The organism is Streptomyces sp. NBC_00019 (assembly GCF_045041015.1).
Taxonomy (GTDB): Bacteria; Actinomycetota; Actinomycetes; order Streptomycetales; family Streptomycetaceae; genus Streptomyces.
Window position 1 is genome coordinate 8,228,537 of the sequence record NZ_CP108302.1, and the last position, 21,701, is coordinate 8,250,237.

Here is a 21,701-nt window from a genome sequence, read left to right on the forward strand (position 1 = left end):
CGTTCCTACGGTGTGGCCAGTGCCTCCGTGGGCGACAGCCGTGCCGCGCGGATCGCCGGGTACAGGGCCCGCCAGGCCACCGATCACCAGGGTGGCCGCGACCCCGCCCGCCAGGGCCCACGGCGGTACGGCCGTGGGCCACCCCTGGTAGAGGGCGTATCCGGCGGTCACGGCCAGGCCCAGCAGGGCCCCGCCCGCGCCGCCGAGCGCGGACAGCAGCAGGGATTCCGCGAGGAACTGGGTGCGGATCTGACCGCGCGTCGCCCCGAGCGAGCGGCGCAGCCCGATCTCACCCCGGCGCTCCAGCACCGAGATCACCATCGTGTTGGCCACGCCCACCCCGCCGACGAGCAGCGCCACCGCGCCGAGACCCAGCAGCAGGCCGGTGAACGCCTCGCCCGCCGCCCGCTGTGCCGCCAGGGCGTCCGAGGGCCGTGACACCTGCACCTCGCTCGGCGCCTCCGGGTTGGCGGCGGCGCCCAGGAGATCCCGGACCGCCTCCACCCGTGCCTCCTCCGAGCGGGTGTAGACGGTGGTGGGGTACCCGTCGAAGCCCAGCGCCGAGCGCGCCGCCGCCCAGCCGATCAGCGCGGCCGAGTCCAACTCGGGTGCCAGCGGCGCCGGTTCGAGAATGCCCACGACGGTGAACCAGACGCCGCCCACCAGGACCTGGGTGTCCTGGCCCGCGCGTCCGACGCCGAGCCGCTCGGCCGCCGTCGCGCCGAGCACGACGGCCGGGTGGCGGGCGGTGGCCGCGTTCAGCCAGGTACCGCTCGCCAGGTCGGCGCCGATGGCGCCACGCAGCGAGGTGCGGGCCGCGTAGGCCGCGATGCCGTTCGTCTGCACCTCGGGAATGCGGTCCGTGCGGTACACCTTCGCGTCGGTCACCTTGCCCACAGCGGACACGGACTCCACGCCGTCGATCCGGCCCACCATCTCCTCCGCGGTGAGGGGGAGCTGGGCCGTGTCGCCGGTGAGCGTGCTGCCGGGCGAGACGGTCAGCAGATTGGTGCCGAGGGCCGCCAGCGCCCGGTCAAGGCCTGCGCGGGAGGACGACGAGATGCCGACCACCGCCAGTCCGGGACCTGCCGCAGCTCCTTGTGGTGCCCTACACCCGTCGCGGGGAGGCCAGCAGGTACCGGGCTCCGGTTCGCGGCTCGGTGTACTCGCCGACCTGCCAGCCCGCCCCCTCCAGGGTGGCCGCGCAGGCCCTGAGCGCGGCGGCGTCCGGCTCGCGCACGGCGACCGCCTCGGGCTGCGGGGTCACGCGCACCCGGTATCCCTCGACGCCCTCTCCGGTCGCCGGACGGTGCCCGGCAGCCTCCAGGGCGAGCGCGGCGGCCTGCACCAGATGCGTGCGCTCCCAGCCGCAGGGCCGGTCCGTGGCCCCGTCCGGGTTCGTCATCCGGCGCAGCTCCGACAACCCCTGCCAGGCGCTGTGCACCTCCCGCACCCGTGCCGCACCGGCGGCCGGCGGATTCTCCTCCCCGCCGATGCGCGCGGCGAACACCCCGGCGGCCGAGGGCGCCTCGGGCTCCGGTGGGGGCGCCGCCGGTTCGGCTTCCCGGATCCGGTGTCCGGCCGGCGTCAGGAAGTGGTCGTGCGGCGGCCGGGGGTGCCGGAACGCGAGCCCGTGCTTCACCAGGGCCGCGAGCTGCGCCTCCGTACCCCTGAGCCGTCCGGTGACGGGATCGGCGCCGTCGATGACACGCCGCTGTGCGGCGGTCGGCGGTCGTGTCACGGCGTGCTCCTTCCCGTCGGCAGGCCGGTGGGACAGGCGATCACCGTGCGGCGATCAACCCACTCGAAGACTACGACGGGGGTCTGACATTCCACCCCGCCACCACCGGCCGCCCATGCTCCGTGCCCAGTCGGCACACCGTCCCCGTCGCCAGCTGGAACAGCGCCCCCTGCGACGGCGGCAACCCGAGCCGCCGCGCCGTCAGCACCCGCAGGAAGTGCCCGTGGGCGACCAGCAGCACCACGCCCTCCGTGTTGGCGAGGGCCGCGTCCACCTTGGCCAGGACCCGGTCGGCCCGGGCGCTGACCTGTTCCGGTGTCTCCCCGGGACGGTCCGGCGGCCCCGGTGCGACCCCGTCCGTGAACAGGAACCAGTCCGGCCGGGTGCGCTGGATCTCGACGGTGGTGATCCCCTCGTAGCCGCCGTAGTCCCACTCCCGCAGGTCGACGTCGACGCGGGCGTCGGGCACCCCGATGAGCTGTGCCGTCTCGCGGGCCCGCTGGAGGGGGCTGACGAAGGCCGCGCCGATCCGGTGCGAGCGGATCAGCGGCACCAGGCCACGTGCTTCCGCCCGCCCGTGCTCGGTCAGCGGCACATCCGTCCATCCGGTGTGCCGTCCGGACCGCGACCACTCGGTCTCACCGTGCCGGACGAGAAACAGGTCACCCACGCCGTCCTCCTGCCATGCCTGTCAGCACGGTGTCATGCGGCGCGGGCGGCCCGCACGACGGACTCGGCCAGACGGCCGTTCTCGGGGGATGCGCCCTCGCCGGACGGGAACGCGAAACGGCGCCGCGTGTAGGCGTACGCCACCCCGCTTCCGGGGTCGGCGAAGCCGAGCGAGCCCGTCGCGCCGCTGTGCCCGATCGTGTCCTCCCCGAGGAACGGGTACAGCCTGGTCAGATACTCGAACCCGAGCCCGAAGTGGCCCGACTGCCCGGTGACCAGATCCGTCCCCGGCGTCCGCCGGCCCCCGAACGCGGCGACCGTCTCCCGGGTGAGCAGCGGCGCCCGTCCGTCCACCGTGCCGATCGCGGCGGCGTACATCCGGGCCACCCCGCGCGCGTTGCCCACCCCGCCGGAGGAGGCGGGCCCGAGGGCGCGCACGGTACGGCTGTTGCCGAAGGCCACCAGATCGGTCGGCTCGGGCGCGTTCATGTTGAAGGAGACGCCCCGGATGCTGTCGGGCTCCGCCGCCCGCTCCAGCAGCGCCTCCAGCTGCTCCTCCGTAGGCTCCAGCGGCAGCACCTCCCGCCACCGGGCCTCCAACTCCTCGGGCAGCCCGAGGTGGAAGTCGATCCCGTACGGCGCCCGGATCCGCTCCTCGTACAGCTCCTGGATCGACCGCCCGGTGACCCGCCGCACCACTTCTCCGGTGAGCGCGCCGATCACGAAGCCGTGGTAGCCGTAGGCCGCCCCCGGCTCCCACAGCGGCTTCTGCCCGGCCAGCCGCGCGGCGCTCAGCCGGTCGTCGGCCAACTCCGCGGTGGTGAACCCGCCGTCCACGCCGACGACACCCGACCGGTGCTGCAACAGCTCCCGCAGCGTGAGCCGTTCCTTGCCCTCGGTCGCGAACTCGGGCCAGTAGGCGGCCACTTCACGGTCCAGGTCGAGCACGCCCTCCTGCACCAGCAGGGCGACCACGAGGTGCGCGGCGCCCTTGGTGATGGAGTACAGGCTGGTCAGCGAGGAGCCGCTGATGTCCTCCCCGGCCCACAGGTCGACCACCCGCCGGCCGCCCACGTACGCCGCCAGCTGTGCGCCCGGGTCGTGCGCCTCCTCGGCGACGAAGGCGGCGAACTCCTCGCGCACGCCCTCGAAGCCGTCGGCCACGGTGCCCTGCACGTCGTACGACATCCCGCTTCCCCCAGTCGTCGGTCCCGTATGGAATCGATCAACAGGAAGCGGATGTCCGGCATTCCCTACTGCCGGTACCCGCTCAGGAACCGCCCGATCCGCCCGATCGCCGCCTCCAGGTCATCGGCATGAGGGAGCGTCAGAATGCGGAAGTGGTCGGGGGTGGGCCAGTTGAAGCCGGTGCCCTGGACCACCTGGATCTTCTCCCGCAGCAGCAGGTCCAGGACGAACTTCTCGTCGTCGTGGATCTTGTACACCTTGGGGTCGAGCCGAGGGAACGCGTACAGCGAGCCCTTGGGCTTCACGCACGACACCCCGGGGATCTCGTTGAGCTTCTCCCAGGCCACATTGCGCTGTTCGTACAGTCGCCCGCCCGGCACGGTCAGCTCGCGGATGGACTGGCGGCCGCCGAGCGCGGCCTGGATGGCGTACTGGGCGGGGGCGTTGGCGCACAGCCGCATGGAGGCCAGCATGGTCAGGCCCTCCAGATAGTCCTTGGCGTGCTGCTTGGGGCCCGTGATCACCAGCCAGCCCGAGCGGAAGCCGGCCACGCGGTATGTCTTCGACAGACCGCAGAAGGTCAGCACGACCAGGTCGGGGGCGAGGGCCGCGGCCGAGTGGTGCACGGCGTCGTCGTAGAGGATCTGGTCGTAGATCTCGTCGGCGAAGACCATCAGCCCGTGCCGTCGGGCGAGGTCGAGGATGCCCTCGACGATCTCCTTCGGATAGACCGAGCCCGTGGGGTTGTTGGGGTTGATGATCACGACGGCCCGGGTTCGGTCCGTGATCTTCGACTCCATGTCGGCCAGGTCCGGGTACCAGTCGGCCTGTTCGTCGCACAGATAGTGGACCGCCTTGCCGCCGGCGAGGGTCGTGACCGCCGTCCAGAGCGGGAAGTCCGGGGCGGGGATGAGGACTTGGTCGCCGTCCTCGATCAGCGCCTGCACGGCCATCGAGATCAGCTCGGAGACGCCGTTGCCGAGGAAGACGTCGTCGACGTCGATCTCCAGGCCCAGGGTCTGGTAGCGCTGCGCGACCGCCCGGCGGGCGGAGAGGACGCCCTTGGAGTCCGTGTAGCCGTGTGCCTGCGGGAGCATCCGGATCATGTCCTGGACGATCTCCTCCGGCGCCTCGAAACCGAAGAGTGCCGGGTTGCCGGTGTTGAGGCGCAGCACGCTGTGCCCTGCCTCCTCCAGCGCGTTGGCGTGCTCGATCACCGGGCCGCGGATCTCGTAACAGACCTCGCTGAGCTTGCTGGACTGCCGGAACTCCATGCGCTGCTGCCTCTCCGGTTTCTTGTGTTGCTTGGTTTTACCAAGTAGCGGCTTGGAAAGTCCAACGACTTGTCTAGACTGCGTCGCATGTCACCTCGCCGAAGCTACGACCAGTACTGTTCCGCCGCGCGTGCGCTCGACACCGTCGGCGACCGCTGGACCCTGCTGATCGTCCGCGAGCTGCTCGCCGGGCCGCGCCGCTACTCGGACCTGCACGCGGATCTGCCGGGCGTCAGCACGGACGTACTCGCCTCACGGCTGAAGGACATGGAGCGCGACGGACTGGCCACCCGGCGCCGGCTGCCGCCGCCCGGAGCGGCGAACGTCTACGAACTCACGCCTCGGGGACGGGAGTTGCTGCCCGTGCTGCAGGCGCTGGGCGCGTGGGGCGAGGCGGAACTCGGAGAGCTGCGGCCCACGGACGCGGTACGGGCGCACTGGTTCGCGCTGCCGATGCTGCGCGCCCTGCGGGACCGGGGAGAAGGCGCAGGGCTCGTCGAAGTCCGGCTGGAGGAAGGGCACTTCCATCTGCACGTCGGCGCCGAGGACGGGCCGGTCTACGGCGACGGGCCCTCGCCCGGGGAGCCCGACGCGCGGCTCGTCCTGGACACGGCGACCTGTACGGCGATCAGTCGCGGAGAGGTGAGCGTGACCGACGCGGTGCGGGACGGACGTATCGACGTGACCGGCGACGGAGCGCTCGCGAAGGCCCTGCGGGAGGCATGAGACAGACATGCGAGAAGGCCCGCTGCACTGAGCAGCGGGCCTTCTCCCAGGGCTTCTTGATGTCCCGTCAGGCGCCCGGCGGCACCTGCCGCGGCCGTCCCGCCCCGCGCGTCAGGGCGTAGCCGCCGACCCCCGCGAGCGCGGCCAGCACACCGCCCAGCACGGTCCACACCCAGCGGTCGGACCACCAGCCCGAGGACCAGCCGTCCTCGGGCTCGATGGCGGACAGCACGGCCGACGACTCCGAGGTCTCCTCGTCGGACGCCGACGTGACCGCGATGCCCGGCACCAGCGGCTCGGCCAGGGAGCCGTCCACCGCCGCGGCACCGCCGATGTCCTTGGAGTCGACCTGGACCGAGGTGTCGACCGGCTGGCCGAGGTCGGCCGTGCTGAGATCGACGGCCGTCAGCCGGATGTAGTACGTCCCCGGCAGCGGGTCGTTCGCCCACGGCTCCGACCAGGCGCGGACCGTGCGCAGCACACAGGCCAGCTCCACGGAGGCCGCGTCCGCCGCGGCGGTGCGGGTCTGCGCGCCGTACTGGCAGGCCTGCCGGCGGCGCAGTCCGTCGTACACGTCGACCTGCCAGGTCTGCGCGGCATGCGTCTTCGGCAGCTTCACCGTCGCCTTCACGGTGGGGCGCTGTCCGGCGTCCGCGGGGAACGACCAGTACTGGTAGTCGCCGGTGGAGCCGCTCGCCGTGGCCTCCTGGCCCTGCTCGATCTCGGTCGCCGTACGGAACGACGTACCGGCCGACGTGGGGGCGCTGTCGTCGGCGGAAGCCGAAGGGGAGGGGGACGAGTCGGCCGCCGCGGGGGCGACCGCCAGCCCGAGCATGAGCGCCGCGGCGCCCAACACGCGTGTGGTCCTCATCAGTTGGTCCTCCAGACCGCGAACCGCCAGCGCGACAGCCAGCCCCAGAGCACACCGGCGAGGAAGCCGGTGAGGATCAGTACGCCGAGCAGCCACCAGCCACGTCCGAGACCGAACGAGGCCACGTCGCCGGCGGCCGAGGGCGCGTCCACGACGTCCACGGTCAGTTCGAGCGGCAGACCGGGCGTGGTCTTCACACCGGAGGCGGCCGAGAACGAGTTGGTGACCTGGAGGCAGACGACTTCGGCGGCCGGCTTGTCGCTGTCGTCGTCGTCCCGCTCGGGCTTCGGATAGCGCAGCCCGGTGGAGACGACGTCCGTGCGCCCGTTGCCGGCGGCCTCGCCGCGCACGATCTCACGGCCGTGCACGGTGACGGCCCGCAGCAGTGCCCCGTGGGCGGGGTTCACGGCCCGGTCGGCCGCCACACTCACCGAGGCACGCAGCTCCTGTCCGTTGAAGACCTCCACGCGGTACCAGCGCTCCTGCCCGAACTCCTCGCGGTCCGTGTAGAGCCCGGACTTCAGCGTGGGCGCCTTCGCGCACTCGGCGGCGCCCTCGGTGGCCACCGGCGTCACCACCGGGTCGGCCGCCCGGTCCACCAACTGGTTGACCTTGTCGGTGAGTTCCACGGTGTGCTCCACCGAGGTGTACGTACCGCCGGTCGCCTCCGCGATGCAGCTCAGCTGCTGCCGCATCTTGGTGTTCGGGACCAGGCCGAGCGTGTCGATGGTCAGACCGATGCCCTTGGCGGCGATCTCGCGGGCCACCTCGCACGGGTCGAGCGGGGCGCAGGTGTCCTCGCCGTCGCTGATCAGGACGATCCGCTTGGAACCGGCGCCCTCGGTGAAGTCGTCGGCGGCCTTCAGCAGCGCGGGACCGATCGGCGTCCAGCCGGTGGGGGAGAGGGTCGCCACCGCCGTCTTGGCCTCGGTACGGTCCAGCGTGCTGACCGGATAGAGCTGCGCGGTGTCCTTGCAGCCCGTCTTCTGGTTGTCGCCGGGGTAGTTGGCGCCGAGGGTCCGGATGCCGAGCTGGACCTCTTCGGGCGTCGCGTCCAGCACCTCGTTGAAGGCCTGCTTCGCCGCGGCCATCCGGGTGCCGCCGTCGATGTCCGCCGTCCGCATGGAGCCGCTCACGTCGAGGACGAGGTCGACCTGGGGCGCGGTCCCGCCCGTGGGTTCGCCGGCGGCCGCACCGGTCGGGAGGGCGATCCCGGCCGTGAGGGCGGCGAGCAGGGTGCACACTCCTGCCGCCAGCCGTTTACGTGTGATCATCGGCGGATCCTATTGATCAGGAGTGCCGCACTCCAAAACGGGCCGGGTTCGGCAGCTGCGCCCACTGGTCTCCAGGAGTCCCCGATGACAGCCTCATCAGCGTCAACGCCTTCGCGGGCAGCGGGTTCTCGAGGAGCGCCACCAGATCCGGCGTGCGCGGAAGATCTCCCACGACGGTCTCCAGCGCCGCGCCCAACGCCGTCCCCGAACCCGCCGTCCCCGCCAGGGCCCCGCCGACCAGCGCCCCGAACAGCTTGCGCCGCAGGGCGGTTTCGTCGTCCGTGACGATCCGGCCCGTCAACTCCGGGACCGGGAGCCCGTGCCGCGCCAGCCGTGCCGGGCTGACCCGGATGTCGGCCAGGTCGCGATAGACCAACCGCAGCGGGGCGCCCGTCGAGGACACCACCACCAGGAGGTTCTGGCCGTGTGCCTCCAGAGCCACACCCAGCTCCAGCAGCCGCAGCCCCACGGTGAGCGCGAGCCGCGCGAACTCCGCGAGCCAGGCCGGGGATTCGGGCAGCGCGGTGGTGGCGAGGGCGGCCACCGGGACGACACGCTCGCCGCTCCCGGCGTACACCTGCGGCGATTCGCGCAGGACGGCGGCCAGGTCGGGGGAGCCGGCCGTCGCGGCGCCCAGGGTGCGGGTGAAGTGCAGCAGACCGTCCGTGTGCGCGGTGAGCGTCTCCGCGAACGCCGACAGGGTCGCCGACAGGCCGATCGAGTAGACGGAGATGTCCCGCACCGAGGACGTCAACCGGGCGCTCAGGGCCGTCTTCACATGCGGACCGCCGTCGGCCAGGGCCAGCGTGCGCAGGGACATCAGCGGATGCGCGGCCGGCCCCTCGACGCCCGCCCGCTTCAGCGCATGGGCCGCCTGCCAGGGATGCACCGGGATCAACAGCCGCTCCCCGTCCCGCATCCCGTCCGGCCACCCGCCGGTCACCAGGCACTCCTCCGCCCTGACCGGCATCAGGCGCAACGCGACCGGCGGCCGGTGCTCGGGCCCGTACGCCAGCTGCTCGGCCACCGAGAAGCCGGGCCGGGAACGGCAGTTGGGGTGGTACGGATGCCCGTCGACCACCCGCTGCTCCCACTCCCAGTCGGTCCCGGGCCACTCGTGCGACGTATTCTCCTGCCCGGCCCGTGACAGTGCCATGGAGGCGACGCTGTGGCCGAGCTCGGCGGCCAGATCCGGGCCGTGCGGTACGCAGAGGTCGGTCGTCAGCCGTGCCGGATCGTCGTACGCCAGGTCGTCGAGGTGGACGACGGTGACGTACGCGGCGGTCGCGTACGGGTCGGCGGGCGGCCCCTGGAGCCGGCGTCCGTCACGAAGGCGCAGGACCAGAGCGTCCCGGCCGCGTTCGCGACGGGTGACCCAAGGCAGCGGCTCATGGGCCAACGCCCGCCACAGCCGGGTCAACACGGCCGCGCGGGCGCCGGGGAGGTGAGCCGTGTACCGCGACACGAGGTCGGGGCGCACTTCGGCCAGCTCCTCGGCGACCTCGGCCTCGGCGGTGGGGGAATGGCGCACGGGCTGGCTCCTCGGGTACGAGTAGGACGTCACGGCGGGGGTGACGACATAGATACTGATCGTCTCCGCCCGCCCGTAGAGAACGAGTGAACCGCGTGGACCTCATTCCCCCGGCCGCCGCCGACGCCCATGCCGCGGCGCCGTTGCTCAACTGTCTGCTGCGCGAGGTCGCCGAGCCGCTCCCGGGCCCCGGCGAACTGCGCACGCACCGGTTGCCGAGCGGCCGACTGCTGCGAGTGCGCGGCGAACGGCGGCCCGCGGACCCCGAGGTGGACACCGGCGGTCGCTGGCGGCGCATCGGCCACACCGAACTGGTGAAGCTCGTCGTCGAGGAACTGACCCGTCACACCGGCCTGTCCAACCCCGAACTGCCCGCCGAGATGATCGACAGCCGGGACGCGGTGGCCGCGATCCTCGCCGCACGCGCGCGTGCCACGCCGCCCTCGGACCCGTACCTGCTCTCCGAGCAGTCCCTGCTCACCGGCCACCCGTACCACCCCGCCCCCAAGGCGCGCGGCGGCGGCCCGGCCGCCGGCTGGCTGCCGTACGCACCCGAGGCGCACGTCCGCTTCCCGCTGACGCTGCTCGGCGTACGCGAGGACACGGTCGTGGACGAGGGCGACACCGCGGCCCTGGACGCCCTCGGCGCGGCCCCGCCCGGCTACCGGCTGCTGCCCGCCCACCCCTGGCAGCTCGACCTGGTCGACCTCTCGGACGCCTTCGCCGACGGCCGTCTGATCCGCCTCGGCACCACCGGCTTCGACGCCTGGCCCACGGCCGCGATCCGGACCCTGTACGCCCCCGAGCACGACCTGTTCCTGAAGTTCAGCCTGGACGTGCGCATCACGAACGACATCCGCCGCCTGTGGCGCCACGACCTGCTGAGACTCCGCACGACCGACACGGCGGCGGCCCGCGCGTTCGCCGGAGGACCGGCGGCCTGGCTGTCGGACCGCGGTTACCGCACCGCCGACTTCGCCTTCGAGGAACTGGCGGTCCTGGTCCGCGACGGCTTTCACGGCCACCTCAGGACCGGCGCCACCCCACTGCTCGCCGCGGGCCTCGTGGAGGGCTTCGAGGGCAGCCCGTCCACAGGCGCGGCCTGGTGGGAGGCGTATCTGCGCGCCGTCGTACCGCCCGCCCTCGCGGCCTTCGCCGACCACGGCGTCGTACTCGAGGCACATCTGCAGAACACGCTGGTCGCCGTCGACGCCGACGGAACACCCGTCCAGGCGCTGTTCCGGGACGCGGAGGGAGTGAAGCTGCTGTCGGACGTGGACCGGGCGGCCGGGTGGGAGCGCCTGGTCTACACGCTGGTCGTGAACCACCTGTGCGAGGTCGCGGCCGTCCTGGCCGAGCGGCACCCCGGTCTCGACCCCTGGCCCGCCGCCCGCCGCGAACTGGCCCGCCACGACCTCCCGGAGACCAGGGCCCTTCTCGCCTCGCCCACCCTCCCCGGCAAGACCAACCTGCTGCTGCGCTGGACCGGGGCCGACGGCGCGGACGCGCGCTACCTGCCCCTGTCGAACCCGCTGGCCGTCACCTGATCTGAATTACCCTGGCCGGTGTGCTGCGTGATGTGACTGCTGTTCGATACGTGACCCCGCTGCGGACCGGCGGCTCCGTGCCCGGAGTCGTCGAGGCCGACGACCTGGGGACGTACGTCGTGAAGTTCACCGGCTCCGCACAGGGCCGCAAGGCCCTGGTCGCCGAGGTGATCGTCGGTGAGCTGGCCCGCGCGCTCGGAATGCGCTTCCCCGAACTGGTCCTCGTGCACTTCGACCCGGCGATCGCCGACAGCGAGCCCCACCAGGAGGTGCGCGAACTCCACGGCGCCAGCGCGGGCATCAACCTCGGCATGGACTACCTGTCGGGCGCCGCGGACTTCACCCCGGAGGTCGCCAGGACCTTCCGGGTCGACCCCCTGGAGGCGGGCCGGATCGTCTGGCTCGACGCCCTGACCGTGAACGTGGACCGTACGGTCCACAGCTCCAACCTCATGGTCTGGCCCACGCTCGGCATCGCGCCCCCGCGCCTGTGGCTGATCGACCACGGCGCGGCCCTCGTCTTCCACCACCGCTGGGACGGCTCGGACCCCGCCAAGCGCTACGACTTCCGCCACCACGCCCTCGGCCACTACGCCCCCGACGTACGCGCCGCCGACGCGGAGCTGGCGCCGAAGGTCACCGAGGAACTGCTGCGCGCCGTGGTCGCCGAGGTCCCCGACGCCTGGCTCACGGACTTCGACACGCCGTCCCTGGCGCGTGAGGCATACGTGGAGTACCTCCACGCGCGCGTACAGGCCTCCCAGGCCTGGCTGCCCACCGACTTCCCCACCCGGGAGGAACTCGCCGCGGAGGAAGCCCGACGCGCGGCGAAGACACAGCAGGGCCGTCCGGACTGGCTGAAGCGGGTCCCCGACCTGCACGGCAAACCGGCGGCGGAACAGGATTGGTCGGTACACCTCGGATGAGTCCCGTCGTACAGATCGAGTACTGCACCCAGTGCCGCTGGCTGCCCCGCGCGGCCTGGCTGGCGCAGGAGCTGCTCACGACCTTCGAGACGGAGCTGGGCGAGCTCTCGCTCAAGCCCGGCACCGGTGGCGTCTTCGTCGTCCGTGTCGACGACGAGGTCGTCTGGGACCGCAAGGAGCAGGGCTTCCCGGAGCCCACCGCCGTGAAGCAGGCCGTACGCGACCGAGTGGCCCCGGGAAAGTCCCTGGGCCACTCGGACAAGGCCGCGCAGGAGGACGTCAGCCCTTGAGCTGCTCGTACGCGGGCAGCGTCAGGAAGTCCGCGTAGTCGGCGTCGAGGGAGACCTCCAGGAGCAGGTCGTGGGCCTGCTGCCAGTGGCCGCCGGCGAACGCCTCCTCGCCGAGCTCCGCGCGGATGTCGGCGAGTTCCTCGGCGGCGACCTTGCGGGCCAGTTCGGGGGTGGCCTTCTCGCCGTTCTCGAACTCGACGCCCGCGTTGATCCACTGCCAGATCTGCGAGCGGGAGATCTCGGCGGTGGCCGCGTCCTCCATGAGGTTGAAGATGGCGACCGCACCGAGACCGCGCAGCCAGGCCTCGATGTATCGGATGCCGACCTGGACGGCGTTGACGAGTCCGTTGTACGTCGGCCTGGCGTCCAGCGAGTCGATCGCGATCAGGTCGGCCGCCTCGACGTGGACGTCCTCGCGCAGCCGGTCCTTCTGGTTCGGCCGGTCGCCGAGGACCTTGTCGAAGGACTCCAGGGCGATCGGGACCAGGTCGGGGTGGGCGACCCAGGAGCCGTCGAAGCCGTCGCCGGCCTCGCGGTCCTTGTCGGCGCGGACCTTCTCGAAGGCGACCTTGTTGACCTCGGCGTCCCGGCGGGACGGGATGAACGCCGCCATGCCGCCGATCGCGTGCGCGCCGCGCTTGTGGCAGGTGCGGACGAGGAGTTCGGTGTACGCCCGCATGAACGGGGCGGTCATGGTCACCAGGTTGCGGTCCGGCAGGACGAACTTGGCGCCGCCGTCACGGAAGTTCTTGACGATGGAGAACAGGTAGTCCCAGCGGCCCGCGTTCAACCCGGAGGCGTGGTCGCGGAGTTCGTAGAGGATCTCCTCCATCTCGTACGCCGCCGTGATCGTCTCGATCAGGACGGTGGCGCGGATGGTGCCCTGCGGGATGCCGACGTAGTCCTGCGCGAAGACGAACACGTCGTTCCACAGGCGGGCTTCGAGGTGCGACTCGGTCTTGGGGAGATAGAAGTACGGGCCCTTGCCGAGGTCGAGCAGGCGCTGGGCGTTGTGGAAGAAGTAGAGGCCGAAGTCGACGAAGGCGCCGGGGACCTGGGAGCCGTCGGCGGCGACGAGGTGGCGCTCGTCGAGATGCCAGCCGCGCGGCCGCATCACGACGGTGGCGAGCTCCTCGTTCGGGCGCAGGGCGTACGACTTGCCCGACTTCTCGTCGGTGAAGTCGATGCTGCGGGTGTACGCGTCGGCCAGGTTGACCTGACCAAGGACCACGTTCTCCCAGGTCGGCGCCGAGGCGTCCTCGAAGTCCGCGAGCCAGATCCTCGCACCCGAGTTGAGGGCGTTGATCGTCATCTTGCGGTCCGTGGGGCCGGTGATCTCGACGCGGCGGTCGTTCAGGGCCGCGGGGGAGGGGGCCACCTTCCAGGAGTCGTCCGCGCGGATCGCGGCGGTCTCCGGGAGGAAGTCGAGCGTGGAGGTGCGGGCGATCTCGGCGCGGCGTTCCGCACGGCGGGCGAGGAGCTCTTCACGGCGGGGCGTGAACCGGCGGTGCAGCTCGGCCACGAAGGCGAGGGCCGCGTCGGTGAGCACCTCCTCCTGCCGGGGCAGGGGCTCGGCGTCGACGATGGCCAGCGGGGACGGCGCTGGTGCGGACATGAGCTGTCACTTCCTTCAGCGTTGGCACCGGGTGCCACTCGAACCGGGTACGGCGAGGAACGCCCTGGGAGCGGTAGGGCGCTTCTGATCAGTGGATACTAGTTTCCTCATCGTGGAAGTTCAATGGTTTGTTGATGTCGAGATTCTCCGAGTCGAGGGAACGTGGCGCTGAGTGCCACCTCGCTCACTCAAGGTGCAGCAGATCTTCGACGGTGTCGATGTCGTACGGCCGGGCGATGTCCCCGCACTCGACGAGGGCGATCTTCCCGGCGTGTTCCTTGAGATAGGCACGTGCCCCCCGGTCCCCGGTGGCAGTCGCGGCGATCCCCGCCCAGTGGGCGGACCCGAAGAGCACGGGATGTCCGCGTACGCCGTCGTAGGCGGCCGATACCAGGGAGTCGGGGGACTTGTACGCGCCGAGCACGCGCGCGTACGCCTCGGGTCCGATACCGGGCTGGTCGACCAGCGACACGAGCGCGGCCCGCACGTCCGTGCCGGAGAACGAGTCGAGACCGGCTCGAAGCGAGGAGCCCATGCCCTGCTCCCACTCGGGGTTGTCCACGAGCACGCAGCCGTCGAGCCGCGCGGTCTCGCGTACGGCGTCGGCGGCGGCGCCCAGCACCACGTGCACACGCGTACAGCCCGCCGCGCGCAGGACGCCCACCGCGTGTTCGATCAATGGCCTGCCGCGATGTTCGAGCAGCGCCTTGGGGCGCCCGCCCAGCCGCCGGCCGCCCCCCGCGGCGAGGAGCAGCCCGGCGACCTGGTGTGCGTTGTCCGTCATGCGTCCTGCATACCTGACGCCCCCGCCACTGGCCGGTTTCCGAGGGCTGAATTTCGGTCCGCGGAGTGGCGCGGCCCCTGCCGGCTGGCGTTTACTGACCCCCGTCCCCGGCGCCTGACCAACGCCATGGGGCGGTTCGGGCGGGATCACGACGTAGGGCGCACAACGGCGTGCGAGGGGGGAGAGCTGTGTTGCGGAGCTTGGGGCAGAGGGCGCCAGTGACCGGCAGCGACGAGGATCTTAGGGTGGCGGGCCTGCGGACCGCGGTGTCCCGGCTGCGCCGTGAACTCGCCGCGCATCCGGCCGAGTTCCCCGACCGTGGCATCGCCGAGGACGAACTCGCCGCGCTGGCCGCGATGACGGTCGACGGGACACCGGAGGTGCCCCGGCTGCGGAGGTCGCTGCTGCTGATCGCGGGGGCGATCGGCTCGGTGAGCGCGCTGTCGCGGGGGCTGACGGACGTACGGAACGCGGTGGATCTGTTCGGGGAGCCGCGGCGCTAGGTTCAGAGCGGCCCGCGGTACGGGAACCCCCCTCGGTAGCCGTGGTCCGAGGTGCGGTGCTCGAACTCCTCGCACAGCCAGGTCTCCTGGACGAGCTCGGTCTGTGCGGGCCAGACCGCGAAGATGCCGTGCGGCCCGTGTTTGCCGTCCACCCGGCGGTAGAGGTCCTTGGCGTCACGGAAGCAGGCCAGCCCCGCCATCATCGGGCTGCCGGCCGGGTGGTAGTCGGACCAGGCGCACGCGACGCAGGCCCGGAGCCGGGCCGCTCTGGGCAACTCGCGCTGGAGGGCGTGCAGGGCGTGCTCGAGGTCGCCCGGGCCGTCGACGACGTGGTACTCGTGTCCGTCCAGCCGCAGGGTGACGGTCAGGGTCTCCGAGTCCAGGCCGCGCCCCGGACCCGCCGGGTCCCCCATCCGCAGCGCGCAGTGCAGCACACCCGGCCGTGCGCCGTCCCCCGCCACGTCGACGGGCAGCGGAACCTCCCACTCCAGGAGGCAGGAGCACAGACCTCCGCCGAAGAAGGAGAACGCGAGCTCGGGCGGTGCACCACCCAGGGCGCCGAGATCGTCCATCGAGTCGCCCTCGAAGCGGACGCCCCTGATCGTCGTACGGATCAGCTCCCGGCCGTCCGACTCGATGACGATCTCCTCGGTGCCGTGCCCGTCGGTGTACCGGCCCGGCCAGCGCACTAAGCCGGTCATACGGGGCTCTGGGTGGCCAGCGCCTCGGACAGTTCCCCGGCGACCTGCTGGAGCACCGGCACGATCTTGTCCGTGGCCGCCTCGGTGACCCGGCCCGCCGGACCGGAGATCGAGATGGCGGCGGCGGTGGGGGAGTCGGGGACCGACACCGCGAGGCAGCGGACGCCGATCTCCTGCTCGTTGTCGTCGACCGCGTAACCGAGCTGCCGTACATCCGCCAGGGCCGCGAGGAAGCCCTCCGGCGTGGTGATCGTCTTCTCCGTCGCGGCCGGCATGCCGGTACGGGCGAGCAGGGCGCGCACCTCGGCGTCGGGGACGTTCGCCAGGAGGGCCTTGCCCACGCCCGTGGAGTGCGGCAGGACGCGCCGGCCGACCTCGGTGAACATACGCATCGAGTGCTTCGACGGCACCTGGGCGACGTACACGATCTCGTCGCCGTCGAGCAGCGCCATGTTCGCCGTCTCGCCGGTCTCCTGGACCAGCCGGGCCAGGTAGGGGCGGGCCCAGGTGCCGAGCAGCCGGGCCGCGGACTCGCCGAGGCGGATCAGACGCGGGCCCAGCGCATAGCGGCGGTTGGCCTGCTGACGGACGTATCCGCAGGCCACGAGCGTGCGCATGAGGCGGTGGATGGTGGGCAGCGGCAGTCCGCTGCTCGCGGAGAGCTCGCTGAGGCCGACCTCGCCGCCCGCGTCCGCCATCCGCTCCAGCAGGTCGAAGGCGCGCTCGAGGGACTGGACCCCGCCAGTGGTGGACTTGGCGGAGTCGGTGGTGCTGGCGCTGGACGTCGGCACGGCGCATTCCTTTCGGGGCGGGCGGGCGGAAAGGGCAGAAGCCTACCCGCCAGTCGGTTGACTCCCCGCTGGTGCGTAGCTACGTTCTGCCTGTCGGAATTCTAATTCCGCTTTGTGGAAACGTCCAGAGTGTGGCGCATCGGGGCCCTGTGAAGAAGTGTGCCCTTGACGGCGCGGAAGCGGGAGTGAAGACTCCTTCAACAGAACGTTGAATTCCGTTACGTGGGAGTAAATCCCGTTTCCCGGAAGTAACAACGGCGACAGAGAGGGGTCCGGGTGTCCGACGTAGAACTGGTGCTGCGCTCGACGCGCGTCATCACTCCGGAAGGGACGCGTGCCGCTTCGGTCGCCGTCTCCGCCGGGAAGATCACGGCCGTCCTGCCGTACGAAGCCGCTGTCCCGGAGGGTGCCCGCCTGGAGGACGTCGGCGACCACGTCGTCCTGCCCGGCCTGGTCGACACCCATGTGCACGTCAACGACCCGGGCCGCACCGAGTGGGAGGGCTTCTGGACCGCCACGCGCGCGGCGGCGGCCGGCGGCATCACCACCCTCGTCGACATGCCCCTCAACTCCCTGCCGCCGACGACGACGGTCGACAACCTCCGTACGAAGCGGGACGTCGCCGTCGACAAGGCTCACGTCGACGTCGGCTTCTGGGGTGGTGCCCTGCCCGACAACGTCAAGGACCTGCGCCCGCTGCACGAGGCGGGTGTCTTCGGCTTCAAGGCGTTCCTGTCCCCGTCCGGCGTGGACGAGTTCCCGCACCTGGAACAGGACCGGCTCGCCCAGTCGCTGGCCGAGATCACCTCCTTCGGCGGCCTGCTGATCGTGCACGCCGAGGACCCGCACCACCTGGAGGCCGCCCCGCAGCACGGCGGCCCCAGGTACGCCGACTTCCTGGCCTCCCGTCCGCGCGACGCCGAGGACACCGCGATCGCCCAACTCATCGCCCAGGCGAAGCGGTTGGACGCGCGCGTGCACGTCCTGCACCTCTCGTCGAGTGACGCGCTCCCGCTCATCGCCGCCGCCAGGGCCGAGGGCGTCCGCATCACGGTCGAGACCTGCCCGCACTACCTCACCCTCACCGCCGAGGAAGTCCCCGACGGTGCCAGCGAGTTCAAGTGCTGCCCGCCGATCCGCGAGTCCGCCAACCAGGACCTGCTCTGGCAGGCACTGGCCGACGGCACCATCGACTGCGTGGTCACCGACCACTCGCCGTCGACGGCCGACCTGAAGACCGACGACTTCGCGACGGCGTGGGGCGGCATCTCGGGTCTCCAGCTGAGCCTCGCGGCGGTGTGGACCGAGGCGCGCAGGCGTGACCACTCGCTCGAGGACGTCGTCCGCTGGATGTCCACGCGGACCTCCGAACTGGTCGGCCTGGACCAGAAGGGCGCCATCGAGGCCGGCCGCGACGCCGACTTCGCGATCCTCGCGCCCGACGAGACCTTCACCGTCGACCCGGCGCAGCTCCAGCACCGCAACCGCGTGACGGCGTACGCGGGCAAGACCCTGTACGGCGTCGTGAAGTCGACCTGGCTGCGCGGCGAACGCATCGTCCAGGACGGCGAGTTCACGGAGCCGAAGGGCCGACTTCTCACCCGGGACCACTGATTCAGACTTCCGCACCCGCAGCGGCCGACTCTCGAAAGGCAGACCTTTGACGGCGATTCCGAGCTTCACCGGCGACGCGAACCCGTACGGCGGCGGTGACCCGTACGCCGACTACCGCACCGCCGACTTCCCCTTCACCCAGTACGCCGACCTCGCCGCCCGGCAGCTCGGTGCCGGAGTCATCGCCGCCAACGACGAGTTCTTCGCCCAGCGCGAGAACCTGCTGATCCCCGAGCGCGCCGAGTTCGACCCCGAGCACTTCGGGCACAAGGGCAAGATCATGGACGGCTGGGAGACACGCCGCCGCCGCGGTGCCTCCGCCGGGCACCCGTGGCCGACGGCCGAGGACCACGACTGGGCGCTGGTCCGCCTCGGCGCGCCCGGCGTGATCCGCGGCATCGTCGTCGACACGGCCCACTTCCGCGGCAACTACCCGCAGGCGGTGTCGGTCGAGGGCACCTCGGTGGCGGGCTCGCCGTCGCCGGAGGAGCTGCTGGGCGACGACGTGAAGTGGACGACGCTGGTCCCGCGCACGGCGGTCGGCGGCCACGCGGCGAACGGCTTCGAGGTGGCGGTCGAGCAGCGCTTCACGCACCTGCGCGTCAACCAGCACCCCGACGGTGGCGTCGCCCGCCTGCGGGTCCACGGCGAGGTGGTCCCGGACCCGCAGTGGCTGTCGGTCCTCGGCACCTTCGACGTGGTCGCCCTGGAGAACGGCGGCCGGGCCGAGGACGCCTCCAACCTCTTCTACTCCCCGGCCTCCAACACCATCCAGCCGGGCCGCTCCCGCAAGATGGACGACGGCTGGGAGACCCGCCGCCGCCGCGACCAGGGCAACGACTGGATCAGCTACCGCCTGGCGGCCCAGTCCCGGATCCGCGCGATCGAGATCGACACGGCGTATCTGAAGGGCAACAGCGCCGGCTGGGCCTCGGTGTCCGTCAAGGACGGCGAGGACGGCGAGTGGACGGAGATCCTCCCGCGCACCCGCCTCCAGCCCGACACCGATCACCGCTTCGTCCTCCCGGCCCCGGCGGTCGGCACCCACGCGCGCGTGGACATCTTCCCGGACGGCGGCATCTCCCGACTGCGGCTGCACGGCTCGCTGACGGAGTCCGGCGCGGCGGTCTTGGCGGCCCGCCACCAGGAGCTGGGCGGCTGACACCCGCACGCGCGCGTGGGGCGCACCGGGCCCGAGAGCTCCGGTGCGCCCCACGTGTGTGTCAGGCCGCGTGGCCCCCGTCCACCGCGAACTCCGCGCCCGTGACGTAGGCCGCCCCCGCCAGGTACGCGACCATCGACGCCACCTCGTCGGCCGTCCCGAACCGCCCGAGCGCCGTCATCGCCGACTGGCCGGAGGCGTACGGACCGTCCGCCGGGTTCATGTCGGTGTCGGTCGGGCCGGGGTGGACGATGTTCGCGGTGATGCCGCGGGGGCCCAGTTCCCGGGCGAGGGCCTTCGTGAGGCCGATCAGGGCCGACTTGCTGGTCGCGTAGAGCGTTCCGCCGGGGCCCGGCACCCGCTGGGTCATACAGGTGCCGATGGTGATGATCCGGCCACCGGACGGCATCCGCGCGGCCGCCGCCTGCGAGGCCAGGAACACCCCGCGCACATTGACCGCCAGCACCCGGTCCACCTCCGCGAGCGGCAGGTCCTCCAGCGGTCCCAGCACCCCCACGCCCACGTTGTTCACCAGCACGTCCAGGCCGCCCAGCGCCTCCGCCGCACGGTCCACCGCCCCCGCCGCCTCCGCCGCGTCCGCGGAGTCCGCCCGCAGAGCCACCGCACGGCGTCCCAGTGCCTCGACGGCCCGTACGACGTCCTCGGCCGTCTCCTTGCCGTTCACGTACGTGAGGGCCACGTCCGCGCCCTCCCGGGCCAGCCGTACCGCCGTGGCCGCGCCGATACCGCGGCTGCCACCCGTGACGAGAGCCGCCTTGCCGTTCAAAGAAGTAGTCATGGCTCCATCCCAGTGGTCCGCGGACGCCCGTGCTGGCGGCGAACGGACACCGAGGTCGGATGGCCGGAACTCTTTCCTCCGCTTCCCGCGTTCTCCTGACGTGACCCTTCAGCAAGACATCGTCGGCAACGCCATGCAGATGGCGGTCGTGAGCCTGCAGCCCGGTCAGACCGTGTACTGCGAGGCCGGAAAGTTCCTGTTCAAGACCACGAACGTGACCATGGAGACCCGCCTCGGCGGCCCGTCGAACCCCGGCGGTCAGCAGCCCCAGGGCGGCGCCGGCGGTATGGGCGGCATGCTCCGTCAGGCCATGGGCACCGCCATGCAGGTCGGTCAGCGCGCGCTCGCGGGCGAGTCGCTGGCGTTCCAGTACTTCACGTCGACCGGCGGCGAGGGCACCGTCGGCTTCGCGGGCGTTCTGCCCGGGGAGATGCGGGCCCTGGAGCTCGACGGCACGCGCGCGTGGTTCGCGGAGAAGGACGCCTTCGTCGCCGCCGAGTCCACCGTCGACTTCGGCATCGCCTTCCAGGGCGGCAGGACCGGCATGAAGGGCGGCGAGGGATTCGTCCTGGAGAAGTTCACCGGCCGGGGCACCGTGATCATCGCCGGCGCCGGCAACTTCATCGACCTCAACCCGGCCGACTTCGGCGGCCGCATCGAGGTCGACACGGGCTGTGTGGTCGCCTTCGAGGAGGGCATCCAGTACGGCGTCCAGCGCGTCGGCGGCCTGAACCGGCAGGGGATCATGAACGCCGTCCTCGGCGGCGAGGGCCTCTCCCTGGCCACCCTGGAGGGCAACGGCCGCGTCATCCTGCAGTCCCTCACCATCGAGAGCCTCGCCAACGCCCTGAAGAAGGCCCAGGGTGGCGACAAGCAGGGCCCGACGGGCGGTCTGTTCTCGACGAACGCCGGGTGACGCGCCACCGATGAGTTGCGGGTGCCGGTGGGGTCTGAGCTGATGACAACAGACCCCACCCGAGAGAGAAGGCACCCGTCATGGGCAAGCTCGTCTCCCAGATCTTCGTCAGCCTCGACGGCGTCTACCAGGGCCCCGGCGGCCCCCAGGAGGACACCAGGGGCGGCTTCGAGCAGGGCGGCTGGACCGTCCCGTACGCCGACGAGGACTTCGGCCGGTTCGTCGACCAGGTCTTCGCCGACGTCGGCGCGTTCCTCCTCGGCCGTCGTACGTACGACATCTTCGCCGGGTACTGGCCGAAGGTGACCGACCCCGCCAACCCGGTCGCCTCGAAGCTCAACGCCCTGCCCAAGTACGTCGCCTCGTCCACCCTCACCGACCCCGAGTGGGCCGGCACCACCGTGATCGGCGGCGACCTCGCCAAGGAGGTCACCGCCCTCAAGGAGCGCACCGACGGCGAGATCCAGCTCCACGGCAGCGGAGCGCTCCTGCGGTCCCTGCTGAACCTCGACCTGGTCGACACCGTCCACCTGATCACCTTCCCGGTCGTGCTCGGCGCCGGCCGCCGCCTCTTCACCGAGGGCAGCCTGCCGACGGCCTTCACACACCGGAGCGGGCTCATCACCTCCACGGGCGCCTCCATCCAGACCTACGACCTGGCAGGACGGCCGGAATACGGGTCGTACGAGCTCCCCGAAAACCCCTAGGCGAAGTCCGGCCGCGCGGGTACGGTGATCGCTCCGCGTGCGAGCCACCGACGTCTCCACATCACCGATGGA

Annotated in this window: 21 protein-coding genes and 1 pseudogene; 9 read left to right on the forward strand and 13 right to left on the reverse strand. The window is 71.8% G+C overall.

Annotation, left to right across the window (positions count from 1 at the left end):
• Positions 1-5 precede the first annotated feature (5 nt).
• From OHU89_RS38470 to OHU89_RS38490, 5 genes and pseudogenes are all read right to left on the reverse strand, one after another.
• Positions 6-1,077: pseudogene (locus OHU89_RS38470) on the reverse strand (ABC transporter permease).
• 31 nt (positions 1,078-1,108) lie between these two features.
• Positions 1,109-1,741 (reverse strand): hypothetical protein, encoded by a 633-nt coding sequence (locus tag OHU89_RS38475; protein WP_405649556.1) that lies wholly within the window; start codon positions 1,739-1,741, stop codon positions 1,109-1,111.
• A gap of 70 nt (positions 1,742-1,811) precedes the next feature.
• The gene (locus OHU89_RS38480; RefSeq protein WP_405649557.1) at positions 1,812-2,411 is read right to left on the reverse strand and encodes a histidine phosphatase family protein; all 600 of its coding nucleotides are present in this window, start codon (positions 2,409-2,411) and stop codon (positions 1,812-1,814) included.
• A 32-nt stretch (positions 2,412-2,443) separates the two neighbouring features.
• Positions 2,444-3,598 (reverse strand): serine hydrolase domain-containing protein, encoded by a 1,155-nt coding sequence (locus tag OHU89_RS38485; RefSeq protein ID WP_405649558.1) that lies wholly within the window; start codon positions 3,596-3,598, stop codon positions 2,444-2,446.
• Between the two features lie 65 nt (positions 3,599-3,663).
• Entirely contained in the window at positions 3,664-4,872 is a 1,209-nt protein-coding gene (locus tag OHU89_RS38490; protein WP_266886319.1) for a pyridoxal phosphate-dependent aminotransferase, read from the reverse strand.
• An 87-nt stretch (positions 4,873-4,959) separates the two neighbouring features.
• Between OHU89_RS38490 and OHU89_RS38495 the strand changes: the two genes are divergently transcribed.
• Positions 4,960-5,598, forward strand: coding sequence for a winged helix-turn-helix transcriptional regulator (locus OHU89_RS38495; protein ID WP_405649559.1), 639 nt, complete (start codon positions 4,960-4,962; stop codon positions 5,596-5,598).
• Positions 5,599-5,665: 67 nt separating this feature from the next.
• On the opposite strand, the gene OHU89_RS38500 is transcribed toward OHU89_RS38495, so the two are convergent.
• From OHU89_RS38500 to OHU89_RS38510, 3 genes are read right to left on the reverse strand one after another with little or no spacing between them, the layout of a single operon-like run.
• Positions 5,666-6,469, reverse strand: coding sequence for a hypothetical protein (locus tag OHU89_RS38500; protein ID WP_405649560.1), 804 nt, complete (start codon positions 6,467-6,469; stop codon positions 5,666-5,668).
• Positions 6,469-7,743, reverse strand: a complete 1,275-nt coding sequence (locus OHU89_RS38505) for a VWA domain-containing protein (protein WP_405649561.1) — start codon at positions 7,741-7,743, stop codon at positions 6,469-6,471. Before OHU89_RS38505 ends, OHU89_RS38500 begins: the two co-directional genes overlap by 1 nt.
• Positions 7,744-7,759: 16 nt before the next feature.
• Complete coding sequence (locus OHU89_RS38510; protein WP_405649562.1) at positions 7,760-9,274, reverse strand: IucA/IucC family protein; 1,515 nt, start codon at positions 9,272-9,274, stop codon at positions 7,760-7,762.
• 86 nt (positions 9,275-9,360) lie between these two features.
• Here OHU89_RS38510 and OHU89_RS38515 point away from each other — a divergent pair, with 86 nt between their 5' ends.
• The 3 genes from OHU89_RS38515 to OHU89_RS38525 are packed head-to-tail and all read left to right on the forward strand — an operon-like array spanning position 9,361 to position 12,037.
• Entirely contained in the window at positions 9,361-10,821 is a 1,461-nt protein-coding gene (locus OHU89_RS38515; protein WP_405649563.1) for an IucA/IucC family protein, read from the forward strand.
• A gap of 20 nt (positions 10,822-10,841) precedes the next feature.
• Positions 10,842-11,747, forward strand: a complete 906-nt coding sequence (locus OHU89_RS38520) for a HipA family kinase (protein WP_405649564.1) — start codon at positions 10,842-10,844, stop codon at positions 11,745-11,747.
• Positions 11,744-12,037, forward strand: coding sequence for a SelT/SelW/SelH family protein (locus OHU89_RS38525; RefSeq protein WP_266886309.1), 294 nt, complete (start codon positions 11,744-11,746; stop codon positions 12,035-12,037). The genes OHU89_RS38520 and OHU89_RS38525 overlap by 4 nt, the downstream gene beginning before the upstream one ends.
• Here the strand turns inward: OHU89_RS38525 and aceB are convergent.
• Positions 12,027-13,652, reverse strand: coding sequence for a malate synthase A (aceB, locus tag OHU89_RS38530; RefSeq protein WP_405649565.1), 1,626 nt, complete (start codon positions 13,650-13,652; stop codon positions 12,027-12,029). The two genes, OHU89_RS38525 and aceB, sit on opposite strands and share 11 nt — an antisense overlap.
• A 184-nt stretch (positions 13,653-13,836) precedes the next feature.
• Complete coding sequence (locus OHU89_RS38535) at positions 13,837-14,436, reverse strand: NTP transferase domain-containing protein (protein WP_405649566.1); 600 nt, start codon at positions 14,434-14,436, stop codon at positions 13,837-13,839.
• 218 nt (positions 14,437-14,654) lie between these two features.
• Here OHU89_RS38535 and OHU89_RS38540 point away from each other — a divergent pair, with 218 nt between their 5' ends.
• Entirely contained in the window at positions 14,655-14,939 is a 285-nt protein-coding gene (locus tag OHU89_RS38540; protein WP_405649567.1) for a DUF5955 family protein, read from the forward strand.
• A 2-nt stretch (positions 14,940-14,941) separates the two neighbouring features.
• On the opposite strand, the gene OHU89_RS38545 is transcribed toward OHU89_RS38540, so the two are convergent.
• The gene (locus tag OHU89_RS38545; RefSeq protein ID WP_405649568.1) at positions 14,942-15,640 is read right to left on the reverse strand and encodes a DUF6304 family protein; all 699 of its coding nucleotides are present in this window, start codon (positions 15,638-15,640) and stop codon (positions 14,942-14,944) included.
• Positions 15,637-16,431, reverse strand: a complete 795-nt coding sequence (locus OHU89_RS38550; RefSeq protein ID WP_405649569.1) for an IclR family transcriptional regulator — start codon at positions 16,429-16,431, stop codon at positions 15,637-15,639. The genes OHU89_RS38545 and OHU89_RS38550 overlap by 4 nt, the downstream gene beginning before the upstream one ends.
• A 276-nt stretch (positions 16,432-16,707) precedes the next feature.
• Here OHU89_RS38550 and allB point away from each other — a divergent pair, with 276 nt between their 5' ends.
• Both allB and alc read left to right on the forward strand, forming a co-directional pair.
• Positions 16,708-18,045, forward strand: a complete 1,338-nt coding sequence (gene allB, locus OHU89_RS38555) for an allantoinase AllB (protein ID WP_405649570.1) — start codon at positions 16,708-16,710, stop codon at positions 18,043-18,045.
• Positions 18,046-18,091: 46 nt separating this feature from the next.
• The gene (gene alc / locus OHU89_RS38560; protein WP_405649571.1) at positions 18,092-19,207 is read left to right on the forward strand and encodes an allantoicase; all 1,116 of its coding nucleotides are present in this window, start codon (positions 18,092-18,094) and stop codon (positions 19,205-19,207) included.
• A gap of 61 nt (positions 19,208-19,268) precedes the next feature.
• Here the strand turns inward: alc and OHU89_RS38565 are convergent, their stop codons facing one another.
• Positions 19,269-20,006 (reverse strand): SDR family oxidoreductase, encoded by a 738-nt coding sequence (locus OHU89_RS38565; RefSeq protein WP_405649572.1) that lies wholly within the window; start codon positions 20,004-20,006, stop codon positions 19,269-19,271.
• 100 nt (positions 20,007-20,106) lie between these two features.
• Here OHU89_RS38565 and OHU89_RS38570 point away from each other — a divergent pair, with 100 nt between their 5' ends.
• Positions 20,107-20,922: an AIM24 family protein gene (locus OHU89_RS38570; RefSeq protein ID WP_405649573.1), complete on the forward strand. Its 816-nt coding sequence runs from the start codon at positions 20,107-20,109 to the stop codon at positions 20,920-20,922.
• Positions 20,923-21,002: 80 nt separating this feature from the next.
• Positions 21,003-21,629, forward strand: coding sequence for a dihydrofolate reductase family protein (locus OHU89_RS38575; protein ID WP_405649574.1), 627 nt, complete (start codon positions 21,003-21,005; stop codon positions 21,627-21,629).
• The last annotated feature ends 72 nt before the right edge of the window (positions 21,630-21,701 follow it).